At 77.3% G+C, this 331-nt stretch carries 1 protein-coding gene and 1 pseudogene; both read right to left on the bottom strand.

From position 1 onward, the window contains the following. Positions 1-135 (bottom strand): NAD(P)-binding protein (locus ACLBXP_RS25420; RefSeq protein ID WP_447670610.1); only part of this gene is annotated, 135 nt, incomplete at its 3' end. Further along, a pseudogene (locus tag ACLBXP_RS25415) lies at positions 135-331 on the bottom strand (presqualene diphosphate synthase HpnD); the annotation flags it as partial. The pseudogene ACLBXP_RS25415 and the gene ACLBXP_RS25420, both read right to left, overlap by 1 nt.

Raw genomic sequence — 331 nt, 5'->3', positions numbered from 1 at the left:
GTCGTAGTAGGAGCGGCAACGCCCGCCCGCCTGCTTGGCGGCCTCGTGCAGCACCACCCGCTGGCCGCGCTCCGCGAGGGCGACCGCGGCCGCCAGGCCCGCGAGGCCCGCTCCGGCGACGTGACTGACCGGCATCAGACGATCCCGTGCCGGAGCGCGACGCCGAGGAGGGCGAGCTTGCCCGGTTTCACCCGGGCCCGCGGGGGCGCCCAGCCCCGCCGGAGCAGGGCGTCGAGGTAGAGCCGGTAGGCGGCGGCCATCAGGCGGGCGCCCTTCGTGGCCCGGCGGGGCGAGCGGCCGATGATCTCCCAGGTCGCCCGGTAATGGGCGT

The organism is Methylobacterium sp. A54F (assembly GCF_053346035.1).
This window is presented reverse-complemented; position numbering and strand designations above follow the sequence as displayed.